Annotated in this window: 27 protein-coding genes; 14 read left to right on the top strand and 13 right to left on the bottom strand. The window is 65.6% G+C overall.

Annotated elements, in window-relative coordinates:
• Positions 1–42: 42 nt before the first annotated feature.
• A complete protein-coding gene (locus G6N57_RS31995; protein WP_077739914.1) occupies positions 43–897 on the bottom strand; it encodes an IS3 family transposase in 855 nt (284 codons plus the stop codon).
• The gene (locus tag G6N57_RS31990) at positions 894–1,223 is read right to left on the bottom strand and encodes a helix-turn-helix domain-containing protein (protein WP_235652663.1); all 330 of its coding nucleotides are present in this window, start codon (positions 1,221–1,223) and stop codon (positions 894–896) included. Before G6N57_RS31990 ends, G6N57_RS31995 begins: the two co-directional genes overlap by 4 nt.
• Before the next feature lie 325 nt (positions 1,224–1,548).
• On the opposite strand from G6N57_RS31990, the gene G6N57_RS07515 reads away from it, so the two are divergent.
• Positions 1,549–1,770 carry a hypothetical protein gene (locus G6N57_RS07515; protein ID WP_036446466.1) on the top strand — a complete coding sequence of 74 codons (222 nt, stop codon included), beginning with the start codon at positions 1,549–1,551 and terminating at the stop codon, positions 1,768–1,770.
• 2 nt (positions 1,771–1,772) lie between these two features.
• On the opposite strand, the gene G6N57_RS07510 is transcribed toward G6N57_RS07515, so the two are convergent.
• Complete coding sequence (locus tag G6N57_RS07510) at positions 1,773–2,570, bottom strand: crotonase/enoyl-CoA hydratase family protein (RefSeq protein WP_077739913.1); 798 nt, start codon at positions 2,568–2,570, stop codon at positions 1,773–1,775.
• A 318-nt stretch (positions 2,571–2,888) separates the two neighbouring features.
• On the opposite strand from G6N57_RS07510, the gene G6N57_RS07505 reads away from it, so the two are divergent.
• Positions 2,889–3,536 carry a TetR/AcrR family transcriptional regulator gene (locus G6N57_RS07505; protein ID WP_077739912.1) on the top strand — a complete coding sequence of 216 codons (648 nt, stop codon included), beginning with the start codon at positions 2,889–2,891 and terminating at the stop codon, positions 3,534–3,536.
• Here the strand turns inward: G6N57_RS07505 and G6N57_RS07500 are convergent.
• From G6N57_RS07500 to G6N57_RS07490, 3 genes are all read right to left on the bottom strand, one after another.
• On the bottom strand, positions 3,517–4,047 hold the full coding sequence (locus G6N57_RS07500) for a dihydrofolate reductase family protein (protein WP_077739911.1): 531 nt from the start codon (positions 4,045–4,047) through the stop codon (positions 3,517–3,519). The genes G6N57_RS07505 and G6N57_RS07500 overlap by 20 nt on opposite strands.
• Before the next feature lie 3 nt (positions 4,048–4,050).
• Positions 4,051–4,974: a helix-turn-helix domain-containing protein gene (locus G6N57_RS07495; RefSeq protein WP_077739910.1), complete on the bottom strand. Its 924-nt coding sequence runs from the start codon at positions 4,972–4,974 to the stop codon at positions 4,051–4,053.
• 63 nt (positions 4,975–5,037) lie between these two features.
• Positions 5,038–5,898, bottom strand: a complete 861-nt coding sequence (locus tag G6N57_RS07490; protein ID WP_077739909.1) for an arylamine N-acetyltransferase family protein — start codon at positions 5,896–5,898, stop codon at positions 5,038–5,040.
• A 217-nt stretch (positions 5,899–6,115) separates the two neighbouring features.
• Between G6N57_RS07490 and G6N57_RS07485 the strand changes: the two genes are divergently transcribed.
• The 4 genes from G6N57_RS07485 (at position 6,116) to G6N57_RS07470 (ending at position 11,202) form a co-directional block, all read left to right on the top strand.
• Positions 6,116–6,925 carry a 1-acyl-sn-glycerol-3-phosphate acyltransferase gene (locus tag G6N57_RS07485; protein WP_077739908.1) on the top strand — a complete coding sequence of 270 codons (810 nt, stop codon included), beginning with the start codon at positions 6,116–6,118 and terminating at the stop codon, positions 6,923–6,925.
• Between the two features lie 75 nt (positions 6,926–7,000).
• Complete coding sequence (fadD12, locus tag G6N57_RS07480; RefSeq protein WP_234815890.1) at positions 7,001–8,569, top strand: acyl-CoA ligase FadD12; 1,569 nt, start codon at positions 7,001–7,003, stop codon at positions 8,567–8,569.
• A complete protein-coding gene (locus G6N57_RS07475) occupies positions 8,562–9,818 on the top strand; it encodes an alpha/beta hydrolase (RefSeq protein ID WP_077739906.1) in 1,257 nt (418 codons plus the stop codon). The genes fadD12 and G6N57_RS07475 overlap by 8 nt, the downstream gene beginning before the upstream one ends.
• 10 nt (positions 9,819–9,828) lie before the next feature.
• On the top strand, positions 9,829–11,202 hold the full coding sequence (locus tag G6N57_RS07470) for an FAD-binding oxidoreductase (RefSeq protein WP_077739905.1): 1,374 nt from the start codon (positions 9,829–9,831) through the stop codon (positions 11,200–11,202).
• Between the two features lie 83 nt (positions 11,203–11,285).
• Here the strand turns inward: G6N57_RS07470 and G6N57_RS07465 are convergent, their stop codons facing one another.
• On the bottom strand, positions 11,286–11,897 hold the full coding sequence (locus G6N57_RS07465; protein WP_077739904.1) for a hypothetical protein: 612 nt from the start codon (positions 11,895–11,897) through the stop codon (positions 11,286–11,288).
• Positions 11,898–12,086: 189 nt separating this feature from the next.
• Between G6N57_RS07465 and G6N57_RS07460 the strand changes: the two genes are divergently transcribed.
• A complete protein-coding gene (locus G6N57_RS07460; RefSeq protein ID WP_077739903.1) occupies positions 12,087–12,533 on the top strand; it encodes a MarR family winged helix-turn-helix transcriptional regulator in 447 nt (148 codons plus the stop codon).
• 6 nt (positions 12,534–12,539) lie between these two features.
• On the opposite strand, the gene G6N57_RS07455 is transcribed toward G6N57_RS07460, so the two are convergent.
• The 3 genes from G6N57_RS07455 to G6N57_RS07445 are packed head-to-tail and all read right to left on the bottom strand — an operon-like array spanning position 12,540 to position 16,209.
• A complete protein-coding gene (locus G6N57_RS07455) occupies positions 12,540–14,225 on the bottom strand; it encodes a nitric oxide reductase activation protein NorD (RefSeq protein ID WP_077739902.1) in 1,686 nt (561 codons plus the stop codon).
• On the bottom strand, positions 14,222–15,043 hold the full coding sequence (locus G6N57_RS07450; RefSeq protein WP_077739901.1) for a CbbQ/NirQ/NorQ/GpvN family protein: 822 nt from the start codon (positions 15,041–15,043) through the stop codon (positions 14,222–14,224). Before G6N57_RS07450 ends, G6N57_RS07455 begins: the two co-directional genes overlap by 4 nt.
• Positions 15,040–16,209: a spirocyclase AveC family protein gene (locus tag G6N57_RS07445; RefSeq protein ID WP_077739900.1), complete on the bottom strand. Its 1,170-nt coding sequence runs from the start codon at positions 16,207–16,209 to the stop codon at positions 15,040–15,042. Before G6N57_RS07445 ends, G6N57_RS07450 begins: the two co-directional genes overlap by 4 nt.
• 125 nt (positions 16,210–16,334) lie before the next feature.
• Between G6N57_RS07445 and G6N57_RS07440 the strand changes: the two genes are divergently transcribed.
• Complete coding sequence (locus tag G6N57_RS07440) at positions 16,335–16,937, top strand: TetR/AcrR family transcriptional regulator (protein WP_077739899.1); 603 nt, start codon at positions 16,335–16,337, stop codon at positions 16,935–16,937.
• 98 nt (positions 16,938–17,035) lie between these two features.
• On the opposite strand, the gene G6N57_RS07435 is transcribed toward G6N57_RS07440, so the two are convergent.
• Together G6N57_RS07435 and G6N57_RS07430 are read right to left on the bottom strand one after the other, a co-directional pair.
• A complete protein-coding gene (locus G6N57_RS07435; RefSeq protein ID WP_077739898.1) occupies positions 17,036–18,178 on the bottom strand; it encodes an amidohydrolase family protein in 1,143 nt (380 codons plus the stop codon).
• A 10-nt stretch (positions 18,179–18,188) separates the two neighbouring features.
• Positions 18,189–19,649: an aldehyde dehydrogenase gene (locus G6N57_RS07430; protein ID WP_097926504.1), complete on the bottom strand. Its 1,461-nt coding sequence runs from the start codon at positions 19,647–19,649 to the stop codon at positions 18,189–18,191.
• Between the two features lie 144 nt (positions 19,650–19,793).
• On the opposite strand from G6N57_RS07430, the gene G6N57_RS07425 reads away from it, so the two are divergent.
• Genes G6N57_RS07425 through G6N57_RS07410 form a run of 4 tightly spaced genes read left to right on the top strand, consistent with a single transcriptional unit; the run spans position 19,794 to position 23,142 of the window.
• Complete coding sequence (locus G6N57_RS07425; RefSeq protein ID WP_077739896.1) at positions 19,794–21,059, top strand: aromatic ring-hydroxylating oxygenase subunit alpha; 1,266 nt, start codon at positions 19,794–19,796, stop codon at positions 21,057–21,059.
• 4 nt (positions 21,060–21,063) lie between these two features.
• Positions 21,064–21,393 carry a hypothetical protein gene (locus G6N57_RS07420; protein WP_077739895.1) on the top strand — a complete coding sequence of 110 codons (330 nt, stop codon included), beginning with the start codon at positions 21,064–21,066 and terminating at the stop codon, positions 21,391–21,393.
• On the top strand, positions 21,390–22,655 hold the full coding sequence (locus G6N57_RS07415) for a metal-dependent hydrolase family protein (protein WP_077739894.1): 1,266 nt from the start codon (positions 21,390–21,392) through the stop codon (positions 22,653–22,655). Before G6N57_RS07420 ends, G6N57_RS07415 begins: the two co-directional genes overlap by 4 nt.
• Before the next feature lie 34 nt (positions 22,656–22,689).
• The gene (locus tag G6N57_RS07410) at positions 22,690–23,142 is read left to right on the top strand and encodes a MarR family winged helix-turn-helix transcriptional regulator (protein WP_077739893.1); all 453 of its coding nucleotides are present in this window, start codon (positions 22,690–22,692) and stop codon (positions 23,140–23,142) included.
• Between the two features lie 22 nt (positions 23,143–23,164).
• On the opposite strand, the gene G6N57_RS07405 is transcribed toward G6N57_RS07410, so the two are convergent.
• A complete protein-coding gene (locus G6N57_RS07405; RefSeq protein ID WP_077739892.1) occupies positions 23,165–24,262 on the bottom strand; it encodes a fatty acid desaturase family protein in 1,098 nt (365 codons plus the stop codon).
• A 233-nt stretch (positions 24,263–24,495) separates the two neighbouring features.
• Here G6N57_RS07405 and G6N57_RS07400 point away from each other — a divergent pair, with 233 nt between their 5' ends.
• A complete protein-coding gene (locus G6N57_RS07400) occupies positions 24,496–25,569 on the top strand; it encodes a ferredoxin--NADP reductase (protein ID WP_077741817.1) in 1,074 nt (357 codons plus the stop codon).
• Positions 25,570–25,576: 7 nt separating this feature from the next.
• Entirely contained in the window at positions 25,577–26,320 is a 744-nt protein-coding gene (locus tag G6N57_RS07395; protein WP_077739891.1) for an SDR family NAD(P)-dependent oxidoreductase, read from the top strand.

The raw sequence follows: 26,320 nt of genomic DNA, 5'->3' as shown, positions 1-26,320 counted from the left end.
AACTGAGGTGGTCCCCAGAAGTTGGACACTGACGTTTGGAGCCTAGGCGGCAAGGGCCTGGGCCCGGTATTGGGCCGGGCTCAGGCCCTTGAGCGTTGTTGAGATTCGTTCGGTGTTGTACCAGTGGATGTAGGTGTCAAGGGCAGCGGTGAAGTCCTCGACAGTGTCGAACCGGTTGTGGTGGAACATTTCTGCCTTGAGGTGTCCGAAAAAGTTCTCCATGACCGCGTTGTCATAGCAGTTGCCTTTGCGCGACATCGACTGCAGCGCCTCAGCGTCGTCGAGCAACTTGCGCCAGGACCAATGCCGGTATTGGAAGCCCTGATCGGAATGCACCAGCGGACATTCACCCGGTTGCAAGGTCGCGATCGCCGCGGCCAGTGACGTGTTGGTCAACTCCACATTCGGGCTCATCGACCACGCGTAAGCCAGCACCGACCGATCGAACAAATCGAGCACCGGCGACAGATAGACCTTGCGCTCACCGATGCGGAACTCGGTCACATCGGTGACCCACTTCTGATTCGGCGCGCTCGCGCTGAAGTCGCGGTTGAGAAGATTTTCGGCGATCTGACCGGCTTCGCCGGTGTAGGAGTTGTACCGGCGGCGCCGCCGCACCCGGCAGATCAGCGCCAGTTCACGCATCACCGCCAGCACGGTCTTTTTGGCCACCACAAAACCCCGCTTGATCAGCACGGTGTGGATCCGGCGGTGCCCGTAACGGCCGTGGGTATCCGTGAATGCCTCGGTGATCGCGGACTTGAGGTCCGCCCGCGGGTCGGGGACCTGCGGTTTGGCGTGGTGGTAGTAAAATGTTGAACGGGCCAGCCCCGCCACCTGCAGCAGCACCGGTAACCGATGATCAGCCTTGAGGGCAGCGACAGCAGCGACTTTCACCGCTGTTCGTGCACCATCAAGGCTCGCAATTTTTTTAGGTAGGCGTTCTCCGCCCGCAACCGCTCATTCTCCTGCTCCAACCGCGCCAGGTCTGTCAACTCCTGCGACGAGGAACCAGCGTCTTGAGGTTGGCGCCCTTTAGGTTTGGGTTTCAACCCTTCCTCACCGAGCCGGCGGTAGGCCCGCACCCAGGTCTGCACCAGCGAGGCCGACGACAGCCCGTACTCCTGAGCTACCTGCTGCGCAGTCGCACCCTCGTCGATCACCTTGCGCACCACCTCGAGCTTGAACTCGAACGAGTACTGCGTTTTGGTCGGTTTAGCCACCAGCACCTTCCTGCCATGCAGGACCCAACGGCGATGTATCTCGCGAACCGGCCCCCGGCTCACTCCCAAATACCTCGCCGTGGCGCTAAAGCCCCGACCCTGCTCGAACAACGCTACCGCCGCACCACGTTGGGCCTCACTCAACGAACTAGAAGGATGCAAAAAAGTACTCCCCAGAAGAAGAAACTAAATTTCTCAGTCCAACTTCCGGGGAGCACTTCAAACACCGGTTTTGGGGCAGTTTTGCGTCTTCTCGGCCAGGGAATGGACAGCCTGCATTCAGGTTGGGCAACTACGGTGGGCGGCCCAACAACAAGGAGGCACCGTGGCAGTTTCCGTTGATCTGGCCAAGTCGCTCGACAAGGCCTACGAGGACAAGTCGCTCAAGGAGATCCTGGATGCCTCGCCGGCAGCGCTGGCAGGCGTCACCGATGCCGACGCCGAGCACCTCGCCGCGGCCTTCAACATCAAGACCGTGCGCCAGCTCGGATCGAACAAGTTCTTCGCGGTGGCCGCTGCCCTCGTGGCGCTGGAGTCCGCGGGCTGATCTCAGCGGCCCTGGAAGTTGGCGGCGCGGCGTTCGACGAACGACTGCACACCTTCGGCGGCGTCGGCGGTGGCGAACAGTTCGGCGATCACCGGCCGCAGCCGCGCGATCGCCGCGGCGTCCCCTTCGCGGTGCGCGGTGTGCGCCGAGGCCAGGGTGGCCCGGACCCCGAGCGGTGCCGCGCGATCGGCGATGGTGTGCGCGATCTCGCGGGCCCGGGTGACGGCCGCATCCGCATCCGGTGCGACTTCCTGGACCAGCCCGATGCGGTGCGCCTCGGCGGCGTCGAACTCGTCACCCGTGAGCAACCACCGCATGGCATTGCCCCAGCCCGTTTGGCGCGGTAGCCGTAGGGTCGCACCGCCGAACGGATAGATGCCGCGCAGCACCTCGATCTGGGCGAACCTGGTGTCCTGTGCTGCGACCCGGATGTCTGCGGCCAGCAGCAGCTCGATACCGAGCGTCAGGCATCGCCCCTGGGCCGCGGCGATGACGGGCTTGGTCCAGTCCCCGTCGAGGCGCCACGGGTCACGCCCGCCCTCGGGTACGGGCAGTTCGCCACTGGTCAGGTGTGGCGCCACATCGACCAGGTCGAGACCGGCGGTGAAGTGCTGACCGTGCGCGAACAGCACACCGGCCCGCAGCTCGTCGTCGGACTCGAGCAATCCGTACGCGAGGGCAAGCTCGGTGAGCATCGCGACGTTGAACGCGTTGCGTTTCTCGGGGCGGTTCAAACCGATCAGCAGGACATGACCCTCCCGCTGCAACGTGAGGGTGTCGAAAGCCGGGTCTGTCGTCATGGTGGCAGTCAACGCTCAGCCACAGAATTATGCAAGTCATCATAATTTGACCGCGGCTCACCGGCACGGGGCTGAACCTGTTCATAAGCAGTTCACCTGCTAGTCTCTTGTCCACAAGCATGCTCGTTGGATACTCGACACCATGCGAGGATTCCATCATTTCTATGGTGGATGACATAGAAGGGCGGTGCGCGATGTGGGTCGTTGAGCTCAACCTCGCCGGTCACCGGTTCACCCGTCGGGTTCGCACACCACACACCCCGGCCGTGCGCACCCTCACCCCGCGGATGCTGCTTCGCTGTTCCTCGCAATTCCTGCATGACCGGGTCGCCTGACACCGCCGCGAAGCCGCGGAACAAGCGCGGCTCCACTCGTGCCCGCATGCTCGGCAGCGCGGTCGAAGTGCTGCGCGAGCGCGGCGCCGCCGGTGTCACGATCGACGAGGTACTGACCCGTAGCGGCGCACCACGCGGATCGGTGTACCACCACTTCCCCGGCGGCCGCCGTCAGATCCTGACCGAGGCGCTCCAGTTCGCCGCGAACACCATCGGCGGCATCATCGGTGCCGAGTCTTCCGACAGCGCATGGGATCTGGTACATCGATTCATCGAGTTCTGGGAACGTGTGCTCACCGGAAGCGATTTCACGGCAGGCTGTCCGGTGGTCGCGGTCGCGATCGCCGCGCCGGACGAAGAACCTGAACTCGCCGCTGCCGCCGCGGCCATCTTCGACCGCTGGCGTGCAGCGCTGACCGCGGCCTTCAGCGCCGACGGTTTCGACGAATCCGACGCATCCTCCCTGGCGGTGATGTGCATCGCCACCCTGGAAGGCGCTGTGGTGCTGTGCCGCTCGTCCCGGTCGGTCGACCCGTTGCACGACGTCGCCCGGCAACTCGAATTCCTGATCAAGTCAAGGGAATTCGTCCGACGGAACGGGGTACCCGGGGTCAGCCGCCCGGTGCCCTGACCCAGCGCGCACAGACAAAGTCACCATTGGGCGCAGACTCGGCCAGCGCCCACTCCGAACGGACCGGCAGAACCGGTGCGCCCGCCCCCAGCGTGCAGGGTGCGTAGCTGACGATCAGCTCGTCGATCAGTCCCGTCGTGACGAACTGCGCGGCGACGTCTCCCCCGCCGACCACCCAGACATCCCGGCCCGCTGCCGCCGTCACCAGCTGCGGATGCAGTTCGGTGACCTCGCCGGAGAAAACCTGCACCGGATACTCGGCGGAGATGATCTCTGGTCGATGAGTCAGCACCCACGTCGGCTGGTCGTACCCCCACTCGTCGGGGTGGTTCTTCACGATCCACTCGTACGTCGTCGATCCCATCACCAGCGCACCAATGGTTTTGATGAACTCGTCGTACCCGAACGGGCCGCCCTGGTCGATGTTCCGCGTGATCAGCCAGTCCAAGCTGCCTTCGGTGTCCACGATGAACCCGTCCAGGCTCGACGCGGTGTAATAAACGGTCTTCACCAGTCAGTCCCTCCTCATCCATTCCAGCGGGTCTCCCCGGTCTACTTCCACGCCATGCCGGGCCAACATGCCCCGAACGAGGGCACGCCGATGCGCCGAATAGGTCAGCACGTGCGCGATGATCCCGTACAGCTGAAAGGATTCCGGCGGATCGCACAGTGCGTCGATCACCGTGTCCCCCAGCCGTCCCGCTGCCGAGTACTCCGATATCAGTGTGGTCCAGCGTTTTCCGATGGCGCGGTGATGTGCGGCGAGTTGCTCGGCGGTTGCCTTGCTGGTCGTGTCACGCGAGGGAAAATCCCGGCCCTCGATTGTCGCCAGCCAGACTTCCTTGGTCCATACGATCGCGCCGAGTACCGCCGCGACGCTGGGTTCGGGCCCGTCCCAGTCCAGTACTACCTGTCCCGGCGAAATCTCCTGGGCCCACAGCTGTTCCGAGAGTGTGGCGGCGACACCGATCAGGTACTCGGTGTCGGCGACGTCGTGCACGAGCATGAACTGGGCGATATCCGGACCGCCGGATTCACGTGGGTCGGCATCGCACCACAACGACTGCGGCGGGTGGAAGTGCACCCCGTTGGGCGCGGTCAGCCGGAACCCGACATCGTCGGCGCGAGAGGGGGGCACACCGAACGCGCGGCGAAATGCCCGCGAGAACACCTCGGCAGACGACCAGCCTTCGGTTTCGGCGACCTCCGCCACCCCGGCCCCCTGCTGCAACCGCCAGGCCGCGCGCTCGAGCATGACCCGCCGGCGCAGTGCGGCAGGCGGCTCTCCCGTGAGTCTCCTTACTTCCCGGGAGAAGTGGAATTCCGACGCGTAACTGCTGCGCGCCATGTCGCCTACGCCCGAGTTCTCGTCGTCGACGACGGCGTCGAGCAGCTCGCGCAGCCGGTCGCGTCCGTTCGGTTGGTCCTCCACGGTCACCGAGTATGGTCGGCCGTCCGCCCTCAGAACATGACATTTCCTGCTGTGGTCGTCCCGACCGGCTCAGCTGTCCAGCACCTGCGCCACCCGGGCCTCGACATCGACACCGTCGAGATCGGACAGGTTGAGCCCGAACCGTTCGGTGAGCGCGTCGAGCACCTGGGCGGCGGTATCGAAGCGGATGCGCTCGGTCTCACCGTGGCTGTGGATCGCCAGGTTCCGGCCGCGCAGGTTGATCCTGGCGTCGTCGGTGACCAGCGCCACGGACAGCCCGACGACGAAAACTCCACCGGGATGTGTTGACACATACCAACTTCCGACTTCCAGATCGATACGCGGCTGCGGCACTGTGGTGAACCGATACAGCGGCTGCCACGCACCGCGGACCTGTGCGGCCAACTCGTACTCCGGCTCGTGGCGGGTCGGCAATTCGAGCAGCCGGTACGGCTCATGGCGGGTCGGCTGCACCGCGCCGGTCTGCAACCGGATCGGCGACGACAGCGTCTGTCCGCCGAAACCGGCGTCCACCAGGTAGCGCCCGGCCTCCCCGGGCACCGTCACGGCCAGCACGTTGTGGGTGAGCGCAGGCAACGGGGCGTCGGGCTCCTTCATCCAGACCACGCGCCCGGCGAGACGGTCGACGCCGTAGCCCAGTTCATCGAGGGCGTACCCGAGCAGTCCGTTGTGCTCGTAGCAGTAGCCGCCGCGGCGCCGGGTGACGAGCTTGTCCGACAACGCCGCCGCACTGAGATCAGCGACCGGGATGCCCAGCAGCGGGTCCAGGTTCTCGAACGGGATGGAGCGACCGTGTGCGGCGACGATGTCCCGCAAGGTGTCGACGCTCGGTTCCGTCGAACCGCGATAGCCGATCCGGTCGAGGTAGCCGTGCAGATCGAATCCCGAGTCAGGTGGCAATGGGCCCATGACGGCCAATGATGGTGCCTCAACCACGGTTCAGGTCAAGTTGCCCGGCTTATCCGGTGATCCCATTGCCACGGCGCGCGACCTGTGGTTTTGAGAGGATTGTCCGCAGCTACTCGGCGGTAGGTTGAGGGGCTCACATAGCAAATGGGTTTTTCCGCCTCGACCTGGGTACACTAGCAAAACTAGAACACGTTCCAATCCACATCAGGGGGACCCTGTGGCTGCGACCGACATCGACCCGTCCGAAATCACCAAGTGGGATCCGGGCCTGACCGAGAAGGTCATGGGCTTCCTGCGGCCGCTCATCAAGGGCTACCACCGGGCCGAGGTGCGCGGGCTGGACAGCTTCCCCAACGGCGGCGCACTGGTGGTGTCGAACCATTCCGGCGGCCTGTTCGCACTCGACGTGCCGGTGTTCGCGACGGGCTTCTACGAGAAGTTCGGATTCGAGCGCCCGGTCTACACCCTCAGCCACGACATGCTGATGACCGGCCCGACCGCGGCCTTCTTCAAGAAGACCGGCTTCATCCGGGCCAACCACGAGAATGCCGACGAGGCCCTGCGGTCAGGCGGCGTGGTCGTGGTGTTCCCCGGTGGCGACTACGACGTGTACCGACCGACCCTGTCGGCCAACAAGATCGACTTCGCCGGTCGCACCGGGTACATCAAGGCCGCGATCAACGCCGGCGTGCCGATCGTGCCCATGGTCGGCATCGGCGGTCAGGAGACGCAACTCTTCCTGTCCCGCGGAACCGAGATCGCCAAGGCGCTCGGCCCGATCGCGCGGATGGCCCGCACCAAGATCGTGCCGGTGTCGTTCGGCTTCCCGTTCGGCCTTTCGGCAGTGCTGCCACTCAATGTGCCGTTGCCGTCCAAGATCGTGATGAAGACGCTGCCGCCGATCGACATCGAGGCCGAATTCGGCGAGAACCCCGACATCGACGAGGTCGACGCGCACGTCCGCCGGGTCATGCAGCGCGCGCTGGACGAGCTGGCCGAAGAACGCCGCTTCCCGGTGATCGGCTGAGCCCCGGTGAATCCGCTCGATCTGCTGACGGGACCGCTGGACCGGGTCACCGACACCGCCGGCCTGGTCGCGACCATGCGCCGGGCCGGCATCCTCGCGGTGATGCGCCCGGACAAGTACCTGCGCATCGCCGCCGCGATGGCGCGCGAGAACATGAGTGTCACTTCGGGTTTCGCGGCCTCGGCGCAGCGCTGCCCGAACCGGCCCGGTTTGGTCGACGAACTCGGCACGCTGACCTGGCAGCAGGTGGACCAGCAGGCCGACGCCCTGGCCGCCGGACTTCAGGCGCTGCCCAGTGGTGAACCGAAAGTGCTCGGCATCATGGCCCGCAATCACCGCGGCTTCGTGCTGTCGCTGATCGCTGCCAACCGGATCGGCGCCGATGTGCTGTTGCTCAACACCTCGTTCGCCGGGCCCGCACTGGCCGAGGTGGTCGACCGTGAAGCGGTCGATGCCGTGATCTACGACGAAGAGTTCACCGGCACCCTTGATCAGGCGCTTGCCGCGCGTCCGAACACCGCACGGATCGTGGCGTGGACCGATACCCACGCCCACGACGTCACCGTCGCGAAACTCGTCGAGCAGCACCGGGGTGAGGAGCCCCGGCGGGCCGATGAAAAAAGTAAGGTGATCCTGCTGACCTCGGGGACCACCGGAACCCCCAAGGGCGCCAAGCATTCCGGCGGCGGCCCCGAGGTGCTCAAGTCGATCCTGGATCGCACCCCGTGGCACACCGAAGAGCGGGTCGTGATCGTGGCACCCATGTTCCACGCCTGGGGGTTCTCGCAACTGGCCTTCGCGGCGTCGATGGCGTGCACCATCGTCACCCGGCGCAAGTTCGATCCCGAGGCCACGCTCGAGCTGGTCGACCGGCACCGGGCCAAGGGGCTGTGCGTGGTGCCGGTGATGTTCGACCGGATCATGGAACTGCCGGACAACGTGCTGAACCGCTACGACGGACGCACGCTGCGGTTCGCCGCGGCATCCGGATCGCGCATGCGTCCCGACGTCGTCATCGCGTTCATGGACCGGTTCGGCGACATCATCTACAACAACTACAACGCCACCGAAGCCGGCATGATCGCCACCGCGACACCGGCCGATCTGCGCGCCGCACCCGACACCGCGGGTAAACCCGCTGAGGGCACCGAGATTCGCATCCTCGACAGCGAGTTCCGGCAGGTTCCGACCGGGGACGTAGGCACCATCTACGTGCGCAACTCCACCCAGTTCGACGGCTACACCTCCGGCACGACGAAGGATTTCCACGAGGGCTTCATGTCCTCGGGCGATGTCGGCTACCTGGATGACGCGGGCCGGTTGTTCGTGGTGGGCCGTGACGACGAGATGATCGTCTCCGGCGGCGAGAACGTGTACCCGATCGAGGTGGAGAAGGTCCTGGCCGGCCATCCCGAGGTGGCCGAGGCCGCGGTGATCGGTGTCGACGACACGCAGTACGGGCAACGCCTGGTCGCCTTCGTGGTGCTCTCCGGCTCCGCCACCCCCGATGACCTCAAGGCGTATGTTCGGGAGAACCTCGCCAATTACAAAGTGCCGCGGGAGATCACTGTGCTCGACGAGTTGCCGCGCAACAGCACCGGCAAGATCGACCGTCGCCAACTCCAGGAGAAGGTGAATGGCTGACCGCCACCCTGAACCAAGAAGGCGGCTGCTCCTTGCCGCTGTCGAGCTGCTCAACGCGGCCAACGCAGTGAAGCCGATCGGACGCAAGGGCTACAGCACCATCCTGGCCTTCGCTTTCGGCTGGCCGACCTCCGAGAACGCACCACTGGTGATCACCGGGTCGGCCCTCGACGCGCTGCGCCGCGGCATCCGTGGCGACTACCGGTCCGCAAGTGGCCGAATCTCCCTGCTGTTCAAGGCGATTTCCTGGGCGCTGCTGGTGCTGGTACACCGTCGTGGGGTGCAGTCGCGGCACTATTTCGAGGACCCGGTGCGCGAGGCACTGGCCGACGAGTACCCGTCCGCGCTGCGGCCGCTGCGTCGCGGCGAGGTCTACTCGACGTCGATGAGCCGGCGCCGCTATGTCCGCAAAACGGTGCACTACGGCCCGCACCGGGCCAACCTGGCCGACATCTGGATGCGTCCTGACCTGCCGCTGGACGGCAAGGCGCCGGTGCTGCTGCAGGTCCCGGGCGGGGCCTGGATGATCGGCATGCGCCGGCCGCAGTCGTATCCGCTGATGAGCCACCTGGCCGAGCAGGGCTGGATCTGCGTGTCCATCGGCTACCGGATCAGCCCGCGCCACCCCTGGCCCAACCACATCATCGACGTGAAGCAGGCGCTGGCCTGGGTGAAGGCCAACATCGCCGAATACGGCGGCGACCCAGACGCGGTGTGCATCACCGGCGGATCGGCGGGCGGGCACCTGACCGCGCTGGCTGCGCTGACCCCGAATGATCCCAAGTGGCAGCCGGGTTTCGAGGACGCCGACACCTCCGTCGCGGCGGCGGTGCCCGTCTACGGCCGCTACGACTGGTTCAGCACCACCGGCACCGGCCGGCAGGAATTCATCGAGGCGCTGGAACGGCTCATCGTCAAGCTGCCGCTGGCCGCCAATGACCAGGTGTACAAAGATGCCTCACCGATCTTGCTGGTGCGTCCCGATGCTCCACCGTTTTTCGTGCTGCACGGAACCAACGATTCCCTCATCCCGGTCGGCGAAGGCCGGGAGTTCGTCGCCGCACTGCGCAAGGTCTCCCACTCGCCGGTGATCTACGCCGAGATCCCGCACGCCCAGCACGCATTCGACATCTTCGGCTCACCGCGCGGGCACTACACCGCCGATGCCGTCGCGGAGTTCTTGAACTGGGCCAGGGCCAGGGCACAGGCCGAAGCGCAGAACACCTCGGTCGTCGCGTCCGGTTACTAGACTTTCAGAGATGTCCACTCCGGACGCCGAGCTCGCCGCACTCGCGGCCCAGCTGCCCGACCATGCGGTGATCACCGACCCCGCCGTGATCGAGGGCTATCGCCGCGACGCCGCGCTCGACCCGGAGGCCGGCCGAGCCTTGGCCGTGGTGCGGGCCCGCAGCACCGAGGACGTGCAGGCCGTGCTGCGCTGGGCGAGCGCACACCGGGTCCCCGTGGTGCCCCGAGGTGCGGGATCCGGTCTCGCCGGTGGCGCCAACGGGGTCGACGGCGGCATCATCCTCAGCACCGAACGGATGCGGGACATCCGCATCGACACCGCGAGCCGCACCGCCGTGGTGCAACCCGGCCTGATGAACTCCGAGGTGAAGAAGGCTGCCGCTGAGCACGGGCTGTGGTATCCGCCCGACCCCGGCTCCGTCGAGATCTCCTCGATCGGCGGAAACGCGGCGACCAACGCCGGCGGGTTGTGCTGTGTGAAGTACGGGGTCACCAGCGACTACGTGCTCGGCATGCAGGTGGTACTCGCCGACGGCACCGCGGTCCGGTTGGGCGGCCCACGCTTGAAAGATGTTGCCGGGCTGTCCTTGACGAAGCTGTTCGTCGGTTCCGAAGGCATCCTCGGCGTGATCACCGAGCTCACCCTGCGGCTGATCCCGGCTCAGCCCCCGGCGTCGACAGCGGTCGCGCTGTTCGGCTCGGTGCAGGACGCCGCCGACGCGGTGGTGGCCATCACCGAGAAGGTGCGGCCGGCCATGCTGGAACTCATGGACCACGCCACCATCAACGCGGTCGAGGACTACCGGCGGATGGGTCTGGACCGCTCGGCAGAGGCGATGCTGCTGGTGCAATCCGATGCACCGGGCGCTGCCGCCGAGGAGATCGCCCACATCGTCGAGGCCTGCGAGAAGTCCGGGGCCACCGAGGTTTACGCAACGGACGACCCCGAAGAGGGCGCAGCGTTCACCGCGGCCCGGCGCCTGGTGGGCCTGGCCCTGATGCAACTGGGCACGTTCTACCTCGAGGACGTCACCGTGCCCATCCCCGACCTGCCCGAGCTGGTGGCCGGCATCAAGCGCATCGCCGAGGACTGCGACGTGTTGATCTGCGTCGTCGCCCACGCCGGCGACGGAAACACGCACCCGGTGGTGATATTCGATGCCGACGATCCGGACATGAGCGAGCGGGCCCGGGTGGCGTTCGCCCGGGTCATGGAACTGGCGATTGCCATGGGTGGCACCATCACCGGCGAGCACGGCATCGGCCGGCTCAAAAGAGATTGGCTGCCACTACAACTCGGTGACGACGTGATCGCGCTGACCCGCCGGATCAAGGACGCCCTGGACCCACAGGGCATCCTCAATCCGGGTGCGGTGCTGCGCTAGCCGCCTGGCGCCGAGACTACGGTTTCTGATGTGATTTACCGGATTTCGGGCCACAAACCGTAGTCTCGGCGGGGGTTTGAGCCTCAGCTCTCGGCGAGCACCCCGTGCAGGGCCTTCTTCGCCTCGGTGATCGCCGCGAGCAGATTGGTCCGTACCTCGGTGAGCTTGGCCTTCTGCTCGTCCGTGCCGGTGAACGCGATGGTGCGGGCCAACCCCGCGACCTCGTGCAGTCCGGTGCGGATCTTGATGACGTCGGCGAACTTGCCCGCCTTGCCCAAGAAGGCATGCGCGGTCTCGCTGGTGACACCGCGCCAGGCCAGCAGCTGGGTGCCGAATTCGGTCAGCGTGGCGACGCCGTCGGAGACGGTGACCACGCCGCGGCCGGCAAGTGCTGCGATGGCGAGTTCGACGATGTCCTGCGGCGGCGTGAAAGCACCGCCGGTGGCCTCCGTGGTGCGCTCCACGATCTGTTCCGCCGTGGCCGGCCCGTCGAGCAACAGTGCCGCGGTCCCGACGGCGGCACGCTTGAGTGCGAAGCCCGGCCCGAAGCCCTTACCGAATCCGGGGCCGCCGAAACCTCCGCCGAAGCCGCCACCGAACGCACCAGAACCGAAACCGCCCTGACCCTCGGGACCGCAGTTACCGCCGCCGAACCCCGCCGGACCGAAGCCGCCGAAGAATCCTCCAAAACCCATGTCACACATCCTTTTTCCAGGTTTCAACCGGACCGCAGGAGCACGGCCCGACAGGTGTATCAAGTTCCTTGATACGCTCGAGTCGGGGCCAATTCAATGAGATCTGGCTGAGAACTGGTTGAGCTGTGGGCGAAACGGTGCGGCTCATCTGGATGGTCGACGGCGGCGGCGCATGTGAAGATGCCAGCTATGACTGCCCCCGACAGTGAGCCGCTGGGATACCTGCTGCACCGGGTGGCTGCGACGTTGCGCCCCGAGGTGGCGGCGGTGCTCACCCCGCTCGGACTCGGACTGCCGGAGTTCGTCTGTTTACGGATCATCTCGCTGAATCCCGGGCTCACCAGTGCCGAGCTGGCACGCGTCACCAACGTCAGTGCGCAGGCCACCAATCAGCTGCTGCACCGGCTGGAGGCCGCGGGTGCCGTGCGCCGCCCCGATACTGCGGCCGCGGGTAAAGCACTGCCTGCCGAACTCACCGCGACGGGCCGAACCTTGCTCACCCGCGCCGAGGACGCCGTCCACATCGCCGATCAGCGGGTACTGGACCGTCTCACGCCCAGCGAACAACGGCAACTCAAGGCGCTGTTGCGTAAGGCCGGCCGCGTCGACGCCACGTGCGGCCCGGCCAGCCCCTGACAGACCTCACCGTGGCTTCGGAGCCGCCAACTCGGCCAGCGCGGACAAGAACAACTCATCCATTCTTGGGCTCAGCTCGGACAGCTTCGCGGCGCCGGCGTGACTGGCCGGTCCGAAAACGCGGTCGAGTGCGTCGGCATCACGGTCGGTACCGATCGACAGGCACAGACATGCCACGCCGTCTGCGCGCAATTCTTCGAGGGCCTTGGCGGTGTCCGCCTGGGCGTAGCGACCTTCATAACCGTCGTCGTACGGGTAGCCGTCGGAGAGCACGATCAACAGCCGATGTGGTGTTCCCGCTTGACTTTTGAGGATCGCACCGGCGCCGCGGATCCCGGCGCCCAGGCGGGTATAGCCGAAGGGCTGCAGCTGACTGAGCCGCGCCCGTTCGCGAGCGCCGAATCCCTGCCCGAACGTCTTGACAGCGAGCAGGTGCACCGCGCGGCGGCCCTGGGAACGAAAGCCGTAGACAGCCACGCGGTCACCGAGCTCCTCGAGCGTCACAGCGAGCGTCGCTGCCGCGCGGCGTTGGTGATCATGGACGGCGTGCCCTTCGCCGTCGGCGTCGGTCACCGATCCCGATGCGTCGACGAGGATGAGCACACCGAGATTGCGCGCCAGCCGGCGGCGCTCGGTGTACACGTGCTCGGGCGGTGAGTGGCCTGAGCGCAAATCGACGAACAGGTCGATCATGGCCTCGATATCCACGTCGTCACCGTCGGCGCGGGCGCGTAACACTTTGGGTCCGAGACCGACTCGTGCCAGCCTGCGGCGCAGCACCGCATCGCGGGCTACGCCAACCGTTGAGACATCCGCAGGGGCAGTGATCGGATAGTCGACCACGCGACACCAATTCTCCCGATACCGGCCGCCGAAGACGTCCCACTCCGGATACAGAGCCCCACCGACCGTAAGTGCCGCACCAGGTCTGTCGGCACCGACGAAGCGGATCGGGGTCGGCATCGGCCGCGCGTTCACTCCGGCGCGCAACGTCCGTCGCATCGAGCCCACCCCCACCTCGCCGCCGGCGCCCTCGCTTCGAGAGGAGCGGGAGCTGCTGAAGAGGGTGCGTAAGAATCTCGCGGGCGCCTGCACACCGATCGGAGCCTCGAACAGTTTGAGGATCCGGCTCTTCTCTGCCGGTCCGTCGTCGTCCTCGTCCTCATCCCCGTCGGGCGGGTCGGTGTGCTCGACGTTCATCCGGACGTCGGCTTCGGTCGCCCGTGAACCAGATTCACCGCGGGTGTGGATCAGTTTGGCCGGTTTGATCGTGCCGAACCAATCCGGCGGCGCGTCGAGTTCGGTTCGGCCCAGAGCGATCTGCAACGATTCCTCGCAACTGGCCGACGGCGCCGCCGAGGTGGGGGCGACCGATGCCGCCAGGGCAATCCGCGGGCCGAGTTCGGCCAGAACCCGATGGCCTTCGAGCCCCAGATAGCGGCGCGCAAGCGAGGGCCGCGCCCGCAGCCGCTTGACGTACTGACTGTCCAGGCTTCCGGCTCCGAGGAGTGCGCTCTGGACCAGTACCTCGCGACGCTGCCGGTCCCGATCGGCATTCGCCGAAACGAAGACGACCCGCCCGTCGGTGTAGGCGGGCTCGTCCGCGGGTGCTACAACCACCTCGACCGGGCGCCCGGCGAGGAAACCCGCCAGCAGACCGAAGTGGTGCGGTTCGGGGAGCCCGGTGCTCACGGCGGCGGCAGGACTGCGTCGACCAGTTCTCCGAGGCTCCGGATGATGTCGGGATCGTCCGACAGCACCTCCACCACGGCGGACTGCACAGCGTCGCGCAAGCCGAGCCCCTCGCCTACGAGACCGCCGGCGAGAATCAGCATGCGGGTCGAGGCCACCTCGCTCAGTGCGGAGCCGTCGAGCCGCCGGATCGCGTTGCCGAGCGTGACCAGCGTTTCAGCGATAGCCGGGTCGATACCCGCCTCCCAGGCGACGATCTCAGTCTCGATCTCGGCAGTCGGGAAGTCGAGACTGATCGCGACGAACCGCTGACGGGTCGAGTCTTTGAGGCTCTTCAGAATGCTTTGGTAGCCGGGGTTGTACGAGATCACCAGTTGAAAGCCGGGCGCCGCGGACAAGCTGGTGCCCAGGCGGTCGATGGGCAACTCACGCCGGTGGTCGGCGAGCGGGTGGATGACCACCGTCGTGTCCTGACGTGCCTCCACGATCTCGTCGAGATAGCAGATGGCGCCGTCGCGCACCGCTCTGGTCAACGGGCCGTCCACCCATACGGTTTCGCCGCCCTTCAGCAGGAACCGGCCCACCAGATCCGCCGATGTCATGTCTTCATGGCCGGCGACGGTGATGAGCTCGCGACCGAGTTCGTGAGCCATCGCCTCGACGAAACGGGTCTTGCCACACCCGGTGGGGCCTTTCAGGAGCACTGGTGCGCCGCGGCGGGCGGCCGCCCGGAAGGTCTCGACCTCCCGGCCCGCGGGCCGATAGAACGGCGGTTGTGTTCCCGATTCGACGGTTGGCCGAAACTTACTGACCGTCATGGCTTTTCCGGCCTCTGGATCGGCACCACCGGCGGGATGCTCACCCCATCCGGCAGAACCAGTTCACCGTCGTGGTTGACATACCCAGAATGCTTGGTCGGTAGCGGCAGATCAGGATTCGGACATGGCCGGTCAGTTCCCTCGCCGCAGATGCCCGGGTTGAAGTACGAGCGCTTCTGGACATCTTCGGGCCACGCATCTCCGTGCATGCCCAGCCAGGTCGCGGGGACGTTGTAGAAGAGGAAGAAGCACGCGCTGACACCGCCGAAGATCGCGAGAAAGCGGACGAACTGCTGCTTGACGAAACCGCCGCGGAGCCGTTCGATTCCACGTTCGACCACGGTGTGTCCGCGGTCATCGGTGAAGAAGCGCAAGCAGCACAGCGCCGCCTGGACGCCGCCCCACATGAAGCCTTCGTAGATGGGCCACTGGTAATAGGTCCCGGCGTTGAACGAGAGCGATTGGATGGCACCGGGGTAGGAGTAGAAGCCGATCGGCAGCATCACCAGGGCCTCCATCACGAAGTCGAAGACGAAGGCGATGCCGTAGGTGACCAGGATCAGGCGCAGGTTGCTGATGCCGGGCCACCGGTTCTTGATCTTGCGCATGAGCGCGCATCCGACGATGGTGATCAGCAAGACGCCGTACGCGTAGCCGGGGATGTTGGTCAGCAGCGGCTCGGGCACGGTATGCCCCGGCTCCTCGTGCGCCACCCAACCCGGAATGTATGGCGCCCACGAACCCTGGTTGAACAGCCAGGCGTTGTACGTGCACCAGGTGCTGTAGTAGTTGAGCATCGGATCCTGGAACATCATCAGAGCCATCGACACCAGCAGCATGCCGTCCAGGGTGATCCGCCGCTCCCGTACCCACGGCCGAATGATGAAGAACCACAAGGCAACCGGTAAGCCGATCCAGAGCACGACGGCGTTGGCGATCAGTGGGATCTTCATGTACAACGGCGGCTCGCTCGGGCCACCCGACACGGGCTCGAAATAGGGGCCGCTGACCCATCGGACGAACAGATACAAGGTCAGCGCGAGCACCAAACCGCCGACAGTCGCCCAGATCTTGAACGCGTTGGATGACGACGGACTCTGCTTTCCGAGGTCGGCGATCCCGCCGACGTCTTCGGTGATGACGGGCTTCTTCGACAGATCACTCATGATCGGTTTCCCCTTGACGATCGTGGATGCAGTCGGCGGTGCGAGGCAGGCCGACCGCTGCAAATATACTCACTGGTATCTGAGATTCCAATAGGTTACTCAGATTCTGTGGCAGACTTTTGGCCATGGCGGAGCGCTGGACCCGGGAACGCAGGCTTGAGCACACACGCTCAGTGCTGCTCGATGCCGCTGAGGAGGTGTTCGCCGAGAAAGGTTTCGCACCAGCCACTCTCGACGACATCGCCCGCGCCGCTGGTTACACCAAGGGCGCCATCTACAAGCATTTCGCTACCAAGGACGATCTCTTCCTGGCCGTCAGCGACCGGTACTGGCGGCGGTATTTCGACAACTTCGCCGAGGTGATGTCCGGCGCGACCCAGGTCGGGCCGGCCGAGCTCGACGAGATCGCCAAACGCTGGCGCGAGCTGAGCCGAGACCGAGGTGCCGACCACGCTGCCCTCGGCCACGAATTCACGCTCTACCTGCGTCGCAATCCAGAGGCTCGGGAGCGGGTGGCGGCCAAACGCGCCGAAGTCGTCGAGGCGCTGGGCAAGTTCATCGCCTCCGGGATGGAGCGCTGGGGAGCCACGTTACGCATTCCGGCCTCGACCTTCGCCCAGGTACTCATTGCCACCAGCGACGCCGTCGTACTGGGCAGCGAGCTAGATGACGTCGACCTCTACCGGCCGATCGTCGAAATGTATGTGTCGGCCATCGAGCTGCCCTGATTTGGCTGCACGCCCTCTCAACCCCGAAACTACGGTTTCTGGTGCGATCCGCCGGAAGTTTCGCAATAGACCGTAGTTTCGCGCAAGAGTTGGGCGGCTTAGAACACGCGTACCTGGCCCTCGAGGACCGGCACGGTCTCGGGCAGCTTGTAGGTCTCGATGCCGTTGCGGAACATGATGGCCTCGCGCGCATGCTCGGGCAGGTGCTTGACCAGCCAGCGGGGGTCATCGAAGGTCCAGTGCGGGTAGTCCGACGAGAACAGCAGAATCTTCTCGCACTCCATCCACTCGAACGCCCGGGACAGTTCCGTCTTGTCCTCGGGATAGTCCAACGGCTGGGTGGTGAACTTGATGTGGTCCTTGACGTATTCCGATGGCTTGCGCTTGATGTCCATCCAGCTCTTGCGCTTCTCGTAGATGGCGTCCATGCGCCACATCAGCGGCAGGATCCAGGTGAAGGCATGCTCGACGAACACCACCCGCAGCGTCGGGAACCGGTCGAAGACCCCGTCGAAGATCAGGCTCATCACCTGGTTGGCCGCCAACAGGGAGTACGTGACCATGAAATCGTGGTTGTAGCTGGGCAACCCGACCGGGGGCAGCGGCAACTCGTCGTATTCGCCGCGAGACAGATGGCAGCTCACCGTGATGTCGTGCTTGGTGGCCGCGGCCCAGATCGGGTCGTACTTCGGATCACCCCACGACGGCCGCGGCTCGGCCTTGATCAGGATCTGCGCCATGTAAGGATGGCCGGCCCACCGCTCGATCTCCTGCGCCCCGAGCTCCGGCGCCTCGACAGCCAGGCAGATGGAGCCACGCCACCGCTCGTGCCAGTTGTTGTGACTGTCCAGCCAGTGGTTGGCCTGCCAGTCGTTCAACGCACAGTTCATGGCGTGGTTGGCCTCGGGGATGTGCGCCGAGTATGCCGCCGGTTCCAGGATCGCGATGTCGGCTCCGGCCTCCATGATCAACTGCCGGAACGCCAGATCGGGATCGCTGCCTGCGAATTCACCGTCGGAGGGGAAGGTGTCGGTGCGCATGGCATAGGCGTGCGCATAGTCGGGCGCGTCGTAGTAGATCAGCTCACCGACGTCGTGCGTCCCGAAGTACCGGCTGCGCCACGGCTCGGGGATGTACTCCCCCAGCACGCCGCGGCGCGGCACCGGATGGACATCGGAGTCGACGCAGCGCACGGCGATGCGTTCGGCGGCGGGAACCCTCTGTGAGGCGGTTACGGTCATCTTCGTCCCCTCAACGTGCGGTTGCGACGGCGATGGATTTGGTCTCTAGATAGCCTTCGAGCCCTTCACGGCCCAGCTCCCGGCCGTATCCACTGTCCTTGACGCCGCCGAACGGTGCGAACGGATCCATTGTGTACCCCTGGTTTACCCCGAAAGTGCCCGTTTGTACACGTTCGGCGACGCTGACGCCGCGGTCGGAATCGGCGGTCCAGACCGAACCGGCCAGGCCGTAGTCGGAGTCGTTGGCGATCGCGACCGCTTCGTCCTCGTCCCGGTACCCGATCACCGTCAGCACCGGACCGAAGATCTCCTCGCGGGCGATGCGCATCGTGTTGTTCGCGCCGTCGAACAAGGTGGGCCGGACATACCAGCCGGTGTCCACCCCGTCAGGTAGCGCAGTCCCGCCGCAGACCAGCCGGGCCCCCTCACGTTGTCCGAGGTCGATGTAGCCGCGGACGCGCTGCTGCTGTCGTCGCGAAACGAGGGGTCCCAACTCGGTCGCGGGATCGGCAGGGTCGCCCACGACGAGCGCGCTCATCCGCGCGGCCAGGGCGTCGACGAATTCGCGCTCACGCGCGGCGGGCACCAGGATGCGGGTCAGCGCGTTGCAGATCTGGCCGCTGTTGGACAGGCTGGCCGAACGAACGCCGGCCGCAACGGTTTCGGGGTCGGCATCGTCCAGCACGACGGCCGCCGACTTCCCGCCGAGCTCGAGACTCACCTTGGTCAGGTTGGCCGCGGCCGCGGCCGCGACGGCCCGGCCCGCGGCGCTGGACCCGGTGAACGAGACCTTGTCGACACCGGGGTGACCGACCAGGTGGGCGCCGACCTCGGCATCACCTGGCACCACCGTGACGACGCCCTCGGGCAGACCCACCTCCTTGAGGATCTCGGCCAAAAGCAGGGCATCCAAGGGTGATTCGGGTGCGGGTTTGAGTATCACCGCACAGCCGGCCAACAAGGCGGGCACCAGTTTGGCGATGATGAGGAACTGCGGCATGTTCCACGGCACGACGGCGGCGACGACGCCGACCGGCTCCTTACGAACGTGGACGTCGGAGCCGAAGAACCCAGAACGGACCTCACGCCAGGGGTAGCCCTCGGCGAGGTCGCAGAACGCGGGAATCATCATCGCCGGCAGCCCGACCTGTGCGCGCTGGGCAAAACTGATCGGCGCACCCATCTCGGCCGAGATCAGCTGGGCCATCTCACCGCGGCGCCGTGAGTACAACTCGGCGAGACCGCGTACCGCCGCGATCCGCTCCGCCGGATCGAGCCGTGGCCACGGTCCGTGGTCGGCGGCCGTGCGTGCGGCCGCGACCGCCGCGTCGACGTCCGCCGGCCGGCTCGCCACCACGCGGGCAATGGGCTGTTCGGTGTGCGGCGAGATGACCTCGATCGTGTCACGGTGGTCGCCCTCCAGCGACCAGTCCGCCTCGACTCCGAGGTACTCCCCAAGATGCTGATCCATTCGGATCCTTCCGCCTCAGTCCTCCGAGAGTATCAACTACTTGTCATTGATGGAACCGCCGTCTACCGTCGAGCTTGAAGCCCTGGCCGGCGTCCGCAGCCCATGTCGGCATCGTCGGCCGAATCACATCGCAGAGGAGCGGGCATGGCTCGGTTTCCCAAGCCGGCTGAAGGCAGCTGGACCCAGCACTATCCCGACCTGGGCACCGGCCCGGTCTCGTACGAAGATTCGATCAGTCCGGAGATCTACGAACTGGAACGCCGGGCGATCTTCAAGCGCGCCTGGCTGAATGTCGGTCGGGTCGAACAGCTTTCACGCACAGGCAGCTATTTCACCAGGGAGATGAAGGCCGCCAACACCTCGATCATCGTGGTTCGCGGCAAATCCGGGCAGATCAAGGCTTTCCACAACGTCTGCCGACACCGCGGCAACAAGCTGGTCTGGGATGACATGCCGCTCGAGGAGACCAGCGGGGTGTGCCGGCAGTTCACCTGCAAGTACCACGCCTGGCGCTACGACCTGGACGGTCAGCTGACCTTCGTCCAGCAGGAAGGCGAGTTCTTCGACCTCGACAAGAGCCGCTACGGCCTGGTTCCCGTGCACTGCGAAGTGTGGGAAGGATTCATCTTCGTCAACTTCGCGAAAGTCCCCGAACAGTCACTGCGCGAGTTCCTGGGACCCATGATCACCGATCTGGAGGGTTACCCCTTCGACAAGATGACCTCGCGGTTCACCTATCGCTCTGAGGTGAAAGCGAATTGGAAGCTCTACATGGACGCCTTCCAGGAGTTCTACCACGCACCCATCCTGCACGCGAACCAGTCCCCCACCGCCTACTCGAAGGCCGCCGCAGAGTCCGGTTTCGAGGCACCGCACTACCGGATCGAAGGGCCACACCGGCTGGTGAGCACGTCGGGCGTGCGTGCGTGGGAGATGCCCGACGAGATGCGCAAGCCCATCGAAGACATCTGCCAGAGCGGGCTTTTCGGCCCGTGGGAGAAGCCGGATCTCGGCGAGATGCCGGCTGGGCTGAACCCCGCCAAGTGCGACCCGTGGGGCCTGGATTCGTTCCAGCTGTTCCCCAACTTCGTCCTGTTGTTCTGGGGCCAGGGCTGGTATCTGACGTACCACTACTGGCCGACGTCGTTCAACACGCACACCTTCGAGTGCACGCTGTACTTCCCGCAGCCGCGCACGCCGCGGGAACGGTTGGGCCAGGAGTTGGCCGCCGTCTCGTTCAAGGAGTACGGCCTGCAGGATGCCAACACCCTGGAGGCGACGCAGAGCTCCATCGAGACCCGGGTGGTCGACGAGTTCCTGCTCTGCGACCAGGAGATCCTGCTGCGTCACCTGCACAAGGAGACGGCGGCCTGGATCGACGACTACCAGCGCAAGACCGCAGGAGTGTGAACCGATGAGCACCCGACTGCCCGCTGAATTCGCTGATCTGGAACCGTTTTCGGGCTGGTGCCTGTCCAGTGAACCGCAGCGCTACGCCAAGCGACTGGCTTCCACCATGACCGAGATGCAGGCCTTCTACGACGCGATCACGCCGAGGGCCGAGGAGGCGATCAGCTTCTGCGACAAGTTCAGTCTCGATGACCTACCCGAGGACGTGCTGAACCTGATGCACCTGCTGTACTCGATGATCACGGTGTCGTTCCCGGTGGAGTGCTGGAAGCAGCCGCGGGTACCCGATTCCGGTGCGACATCGTTGGACTGCGTCGCTGAGCCGGTGCCGTGACCCAAGCCGAAACCTCGACGACGGTTCTGCGCGCCGACCGTTGGGTGGACGTGGCCGGCGGCGAGGTCCGGTCTCCGGCTGTCGTGGTCGTCGAGGGAAACCGCATCACCGCGGTGAATCCCGAAGGGCCATTACCGAATTCCGCGACCGTTATCGACCTCGGCGACGCCACCCTGCTGCCCGGGCTGATGGACATGGAGCTCAACCTGCTGATCGGCGGTCCGGGCAACCCCGGCGGCCTGCCGACCCCTATGCACGGCGTGCAGGACGACCCGGCGTACCGGACGCTGCGCGGCGCGGTCAACGCCCGCACCACGCTGGACGCCGGGTTCACCACTGTCCGCAACCTGGGCCTGATGGTCAAGACCGGTGGCTACCTGCTCGACGTCGCACTGCAGCGGGCCATCGACCAGGGCTGGCATCAAGGGCCGCGCATCTATCCGGCCGGCCACGCCGTCACCCCGTATGGCGGGCACCTCGATCCCACGGTGTTCCAGCGGCTCGCACCTGGCATCATGCCGCTGTCGGTGGCCGAGGGCATCGCCAATGGGGTGCCCGACGTCATCGCCTGCGTGCGCTACCAGATTCGCCACGGCGCCAAGCTGATCAAGGTGTCCGCGTCGGGCGGCGTGATGTCGCACAGCACCGCGCCAGGTGCCCAGCAGTACTCCGACGCCGAGTTCGCCGCCATCGCCGACGAGGCGCACCGCGCCGGGGTCAAGGTCGCCGCCCACGCCGTCGGGGACACCGCCATCCAGGCCTGCATCCGGGCCGGCATCGACTGCATCGAACACGGATTCCTGGCCAGCGACGAGACGATCCAGATGATGGTCGACCACGGCACGTTCCTGGTGTCCACCACCTACCTGACGGATGCGATGGCCGTCGACCGGATCGCACCGGAGCTGCGCAAGAAGGCGCTTGACGTGTTCCCACGAGCAAAATCGATGCTGCCCAAGGCGATTGCCGCCGGGGTCCGCATCGCGTGCGGCACCGACGCCCCGGCGATCCCGCACGGCGAGAACGCCAAGGAACTGTGCGCACTGGTCGAGCGCGGCATGACCCCGATGCAGGCGTTGCAGGCCGCGACCGTGGTGGCCGCGGAACTGGTCGATGCCGCCGACGAACTGGGGCAACTGACGCCGGGGTATCTGGCCGACGTCATCGCCGTCGCGGGAGACCCCAGCGTGGACGTCGCGGCGACGCTCGATGTGCGGTTCGTGATGAAAGATGGCGTGATCTACAAACACGAGGTGCGCTAGCGTCGAGGTGGTGGGCACGGCAGGAGACGAGAGCATGGACCTCACCGAGAACACCTTGTGGTGGCTCAAGCAGGCGTTCTACTTCTCGCTGACCGAGGTGAACGAGTCCGTCAAGGAGCACGGCGTCACCACCGCCCAGATCGGCGTCCTGCGCCAGCTGACCAATCAACCGGGCCTATCCGGGGCTGAGCTGGCCCGACGCCTGCTGATCACCCCTCAGGGTGTCCAACTCGCGCTGACCGCGCTGGAGAAGCGCGGCCTGGTCGAGCGCAAACAGGACCCGCAGCACGGGCGCATCCTGCAGGTTTTCCTGACCGATGAGGGCCGCGCCGTGGCCTCTGCGGTGGTGGCCGACGCGGTCGCGGCCCACGAGCGGGTGTTCGGCGTGCTCAGCGATGACGAGCAGGAGCAGCTGAAAGCGCTCCTGCGCCGGGTGATCGAGCAGGGAACGGGCCACACCCCGCACTCCGATCACATCGACCCGTGACGTCTCCCGATGGAGCGCTCTCCTATGTGCGGCGTCGCCGGCCGATGCTCAGCATCCAGTCGGGAAACGCCAATCCATGGATGATCCGTTGCGTCCGGAAGTACTGGCGCGGAAGCGATGCCGTGTTGTAGGGCAGGTCGTACTTCTCGCACAGTTCCCGTACGCGAACGCTGATCTCTGGCAGACGGTTGCTCGGCAGGTCGGGGAACAGGTGATGCTCGATCTGGTAGCACAGGTGACCGCCGGAGATCGCCAGCAGGGGGCTCGCGTTGAAGTTCGCAGTCCCGACCATTTGCCGGAGGTACCACTCGCCGTTGGTCTCGTCCTTGACCACCGCCGGGTCGAACGTCTCGGCGCCGTCGGGGATGTGCCCGCAGATGATGTTGACGTACACCCACAGGTTCCGCAGCACATTCGCGGTGATGTTGGCTGCCAGAGTCCGACGCCACCGGCGCAGGCTCAGTGCGGGTAGGAACACATAATCCTTGGCGAGCTGCCGAACGATCTTGTCGCGAAAGTTCCGCTTCTCCACGGCGAGGCCGTCTGGTGTCTCGTGCCGAAGGCGCTCGGAGTGCAGGCCATGCAGGGCGATCCCCCACTCGAACATCGCGGCGAGCACCAGGTTTCGGACCGGAGTCGCGAGGTGGACCCAGCGCCACGGCTGGTCGGTGGTGACCCGATGCAGGCGATAACCGATGTCCTCGTCCATGCCGAGCACATTGCTGTACACGTGGTGCCGGTAATTGTGCGAGTACCGCCACTGCGCAGAATGCCCGACCATGTCCCACTCCCAGGTGTTGGAGTGGATTTCGGGATCATTCATCCAATCCCACTGGCCATGGGAGATGTTGTGGCCGAGTTCCATGTTCTCGATGGACTTCGCATATGCCAGCGCGCACGTTCCCACGAGCCACCCGGTCTTCGACCGGCTCCCGGCGATCGTCAGTCGTGCCACGACCTCGAGCGCCCGCTGGAAATGGATCACCCGCCGGATGTAGGCCGCGTCCTTCGCTCCGAGCGAGTCCTCGATGTCTCGGCGGATCACGTCGAGTTCATAGGCGATCTTTTCGACATCCTCACTGCTGAGATGCAGGTAGGCGGGAACATCGGCGATCGCCATCAAAGGTGTCCTCGGGGTGTGTGCGGCAGGTAGAGCGGCACAATCACCGCGAGCGTCAGACCGCAGCGTAGAGCCTGAGGCTTACCGACGGGTAATCGAGGTGCGCCGAACAAGCGAAATGGTGGTGCTGACGTATCGTCTGCGCGCCTCAACCCCAGCTGGGTGCGCCCCTGCACCGCAACCCGTATCTACCACTTGAGATTAATAGCAAGTACTTGATAATGTCGAACGCGATGGAGACGTCGACGAAACCCCTGGATCGCCCTGCCCGCGTCACCGACGCGGACGGGTTCACCGCAGTGCGGGTCAAGCAGGTGATCAGGGAGACCGTCGACGCAGTGTCCCTGGTTCTCGACATCCCCGAGTCGGTCCGAGATCAGTTCCGTTATGCGGCAGGGCAATTCATCACCATTCGGGCGAGAATCGACGGGGCCGAACACCCCCGGTGCTATTCGATGTCCTCGTCCCCCGCCGTCGAACGCGATCTACGAATCACCGTCAAACGCGATCGCGACGGCCTGGTCTCCAACTGGGTCAACGACACCGTGAGCATCGGCGACGAGCTGCACATCGCACCGCCCGAGGGACGCTTCGTCCTCACCTCGACAGACCGGGACGTCGTCACCTTCGCCGGCGGCAGCGGCATCACCCCGGTGTTCTCCCTGGTGCACTCGGCGCTGGCTACCACCACCCGCAGGGCCCGGCTGTTCTACGCCAACCGCAATCGCGAGTCGGTCATCTTCCAGGACGCATTGTCGAGCCTCATCGATGTGCACGCCGGGCGACTCGAGGTGCACCACCACCTCGATGACCGCGATGGGATCGTCTCGCCACAACAGGTCGCCGACTTCATCGGCAGTGCTGAACCGAGAGGCGACCACGCACATACCGACTACTACATCTGTGGTCCCGCACCGTTCATGGACACCGTCGAGCGGGTGCTCCTCGACGCCGGAATTCCCAAGCGACAACTGCATCTGGAGCGCTTCACGGTCGCGGCGATCCCACCACCCGACCCAGCCGAACCCACCGTCACAGAAGAGGTGACCATCGAGCTCGACCGCCGGACCGTCACCGTGCCCTACCGGCCCGGCAATACGCTGCTGCAGACCGCGCGGTTGGCCGGCCTCAAGGCGCCGTCGTCGTGCGAAACCGGTTCGTGCGGAACGTGTATGGCGCAGGTGACCGAGGGCAGCGCACACATGCTCAACAACGACGCCCTCGACGACGACGAGATCGCAGAGGGTTGGGTGGTGACGTGTCAGGCGCTGCCCACCAGCCGCCGAGTGAGAGTGGTCTATGAGTAAAGCAAGTATGAGCAGGGTGGCTGTGGTGACCGGCGGGGCTTCGGGCATGGGCGAAGCGACGTGCCACGAGTTGGGGCGACGCGGCCACAAGGTCGCCGTACTCGACGTGAATGCCGATGCCGCGCAACGCGTCACCGATGATCTACGGTCGGCCGGCGTCACCGCTTTCGCGGTCGGCGCCGACATCACCGACCGCGCCGCGGTGGAAGAGGCCTTCGGCAAGGTCCGTAGTGAACTCGGGGCCGTCGGCATCCTGGTCACCAGTGCGGGCATGTTCGGGTATGCCTCCTTCGCCGACATCACCGAGCAGTCCTGGGCCCAGATGATCGACGTGAACCTGAGCGGCACCTTCCGGTGTTGTCAGGTGGCCCTGCCGGACATGGTCGACGCCGGATGGGGCCGCATCGTGATGATCTCCTCGTCGAGCGCCCAGCGCGGCACACCGTTCGCCGCGCACTACGCGGCCTCCAAAGGCGCACTGCTGACGTTGACGAAATCACTGGCCCGCGAATATGCCGCACACGGCATCACGGTCAACAACATTCCCCCGTCGGGCATCGAAACCCCTATGCAGCACCAGTCGCAAGCCGCGGGATATCTGCCGCCCAATGAGACGATCGCCGCCAACATTCCCCTCGGCCGCCTCGGCACCGGAGCGGATATCGCTGCCGCCGTGGGCTTCCTGTGCTCCGAGGAAGCGGGCTTCATCACCGGTCAGACTCTCGGGGTCAACGGCGGCGCGGTGATGTAG

The organism is Mycolicibacterium boenickei, assembly GCF_010731295.1.
GTDB lineage: Bacteria > Actinomycetota > Actinomycetes > Mycobacteriales > Mycobacteriaceae > Mycobacterium > Mycobacterium boenickei.
This window is presented reverse-complemented; position numbering and strand designations above follow the sequence as displayed.

Coding starts and splice junctions, on each gene's coding strand:
- G6N57_RS07420 (WP_077739895.1), top strand. CDS start 21,064: ATGAGCACCCGACTGCCCGCTGAATTCGCTGATCTGGAACCGTTTTCG.
- G6N57_RS07505 (WP_077739912.1), top strand. CDS start 2,889: ATGACCGGGTCGCCTGACACCGCCGCGAAGCCGCGGAACAAGCGCGGC.
- G6N57_RS07435 (WP_077739898.1), bottom strand. CDS start 18,178: ATGACCGTAACCGCCTCACAGAGGGTTCCCGCCGCCGAACGCATCGCC.
- G6N57_RS07460 (WP_077739903.1), top strand. CDS start 12,087: ATGACTGCCCCCGACAGTGAGCCGCTGGGATACCTGCTGCACCGGGTG.
- G6N57_RS07490 (WP_077739909.1), bottom strand. CDS start 5,898: ATGGGCCCATTGCCACCTGACTCGGGATTCGATCTGCACGGCTACCTC.
- G6N57_RS07510 (WP_077739913.1), bottom strand. CDS start 2,570: ATGACGACAGACCCGGCTTTCGACACCCTCACGTTGCAGCGGGAGGGT.
- G6N57_RS07440 (WP_077739899.1), top strand. CDS start 16,335: ATGGCGGAGCGCTGGACCCGGGAACGCAGGCTTGAGCACACACGCTCA.
- G6N57_RS07475 (WP_077739906.1), top strand. CDS start 8,562: ATGGCTGACCGCCACCCTGAACCAAGAAGGCGGCTGCTCCTTGCCGCT.
- G6N57_RS07445 (WP_077739900.1), bottom strand. CDS start 16,209: ATGAGTGATCTGTCGAAGAAGCCCGTCATCACCGAAGACGTCGGCGGG.
- G6N57_RS07400 (WP_077741817.1), top strand. CDS start 24,496: ATGGAGACGTCGACGAAACCCCTGGATCGCCCTGCCCGCGTCACCGAC.
- G6N57_RS07425 (WP_077739896.1), top strand. CDS start 19,794: ATGGCTCGGTTTCCCAAGCCGGCTGAAGGCAGCTGGACCCAGCACTAT.
- G6N57_RS07465 (WP_077739904.1), bottom strand. CDS start 11,897: ATGGGTTTTGGAGGATTCTTCGGCGGCTTCGGTCCGGCGGGGTTCGGC.
- G6N57_RS07470 (WP_077739905.1), top strand. CDS start 9,829: ATGTCCACTCCGGACGCCGAGCTCGCCGCACTCGCGGCCCAGCTGCCC.
- fadD12 (WP_234815890.1), top strand. CDS start 7,001: ATGCGCCGGGCCGGCATCCTCGCGGTGATGCGCCCGGACAAGTACCTG.
- G6N57_RS07430 (WP_097926504.1), bottom strand. CDS start 19,649: ATGGATCAGCATCTTGGGGAGTACCTCGGAGTCGAGGCGGACTGGTCG.
- G6N57_RS07450 (WP_077739901.1), bottom strand. CDS start 15,043: ATGACGGTCAGTAAGTTTCGGCCAACCGTCGAATCGGGAACACAACCG.
- G6N57_RS07405 (WP_077739892.1), bottom strand. CDS start 24,262: ATGGCGATCGCCGATGTTCCCGCCTACCTGCATCTCAGCAGTGAGGAT.
- G6N57_RS07410 (WP_077739893.1), top strand. CDS start 22,690: ATGGACCTCACCGAGAACACCTTGTGGTGGCTCAAGCAGGCGTTCTAC.
- G6N57_RS07395 (WP_077739891.1), top strand. CDS start 25,577: ATGAGCAGGGTGGCTGTGGTGACCGGCGGGGCTTCGGGCATGGGCGAA.